Source organism: Streptomyces spinoverrucosus (genome assembly GCF_006539505.1).
Taxonomy (GTDB): Bacteria; Actinomycetota; Actinomycetes; order Streptomycetales; family Streptomycetaceae; genus Streptomyces; species Streptomyces spinoverrucosus.
In genome coordinates, this window is record NZ_BJND01000171.1 from 1 (window position 1) to 1,637 (window position 1,637).

General features: G+C 72.3%; 2 protein-coding genes. Both read right to left on the bottom strand.

Going from position 1 to position 1,637, the window contains the following annotated elements:
- The coding region (locus SSP24_RS42335) for a beta-ketoacyl synthase N-terminal-like domain-containing protein (protein ID WP_174864815.1) at window positions 1-784 on the bottom strand (784 nt) is incomplete at its 3' end.
- 70 nt (window positions 785-854) lie between these two features.
- Window positions 855-1,637, bottom strand: a 783-nt coding sequence (locus SSP24_RS42340) for an acyl carrier protein (protein ID WP_218037170.1), incomplete at its 5' end; no start/stop codon positions are given.

Here is a 1,637-nt window from a genome sequence, read left to right on the forward strand (position 1 = left end):
CGGAGAACGGCTTGCACCGGCCGTCCGGAGCCAGCCCGCGCAGCCGGGAGAACTCGATGAACCCGGTGGGGGTCGACATCACCGCCGCACCTCCTGCGAGCGCCAGATCGCACTCGCCGGCCCGCAGCGCGTTCACCGCGAGATGGAGGGCCACCAGCGACGACGAGCACGCCGTGTCGACAGCGACCGCCGGACCCTCGAAACCGAAGGTGTAGGCGATGCGGCCCGAGGCGATGCTGCCCGCGCTGCCGCTGTAGAGGTAGCCCTCGAAGCCCTCCGCGGGAAGATGCGGACGCGAGCCGTAGTCCGTGTACATCAGGCCCGTGAACACACCGGTCCGGCTGCCCCGCAGCCCCGCCGGGTCGATCCCCGACCGCTCCAGGACCTCCCACGTCGTCTCCAACAGCATCCGCTGCTGCGGGTCGGCGGCGAGCGCCTCGCGGGGCGACAGGCCGAAGAACTCGGGGTCGAACTGGTCCGCGTCGTGCAGGAAACCGCCGTGGCGGACGTACGACGTGCCCACCCGCTCGGGGTCCGGGTCGAACAGGTTCTCCAGGTCCCAGCCGCGGTTGGTGGGGAACTCGGAGATGGCGTCGACCTCGTCGGCGACCAGGCGCCACAGATCCTCGGGCGAGGCCACCCCGCCCGGATAGCGGCAGGCCATCCCCACGATCGCTATGGGCTCCTGAGCCTTCTCCTCCACCTCGCGCAGCTTCCTGCGGGCGTCCCGCGCGTCGGCGATCGCCCGCTTGAGGTAGTCGCGGAGTTCCTTCTCGTCAGCCACCTGTCGTCAGCTCCCCTGTGTGTTGCGCCGAATTGCGGGTGATGCCTGGTGCACGGGCTCGGACGCCCGGTCAGCCGAGTTCGTCGACGAGGGCGAACAGGTCCTCGTCCGAAGCGGATTCGAGGTCGTCATGACCGGGTTCCTCCCGTACCGTGCGGTCGTTGTTCTCGATGAGCTGCAGCAGTTGCCGCAGGCGGGCGCCGATCTGGTCCTGCGCGGTGCCGTCGGACGACGCCGACCGGATCAGCCCCTCTATCCGGTCGAGACCGGTGAGCGCCGCCTCGGTGGGGCCGTCGTCCGCCACGACGAGCCGGCCGCGCAGATACGTTGCGAGCGCCGCCGGGGTCGGATGGTCGAAGACCAAGGTCGTGGGCAGGCGAAGCCCGGTGGCCTTGCCGAGCCGGTTGCGCAGCTCGACCGCCGTCAGCGAGTCGAACCCCAGGTCCTGGAAGGCCCGGTCGCCGCCGATGGCGCTCTGGTCGACGTGGCCCAGTACCTCGGACACGTGGGACCGCACCAGGTCGACCAGCAGCTGCTCGCGCTCGGGCTCGGCGAGCGGGGCGAGGCGCTGCGCCAGCGTGGAGCCCGTCGGCCCGGCGCCGTCCGCGGCGGCGGCACCGCGCGGCAGGGGCCTGCGCACCAGGCCGCGGAACAGCACGGGCGGCTCCTCGTCGCTCGCCCGCAGCGCCGCCAGGTCGAGGCCGGTGGCCGCCAGCACCGACTGGTCGGCGGTGGACGCCGCGTCGAACAGGGCCATGCCCTCGTCCGGCGCGAGAGCCCGCAGGCCGCTGCGGGCCAGCCGCTTGAGGTCGGCGTCGGACAGCGAGCTGCCCATGCCTCCCTCCTCACCGCT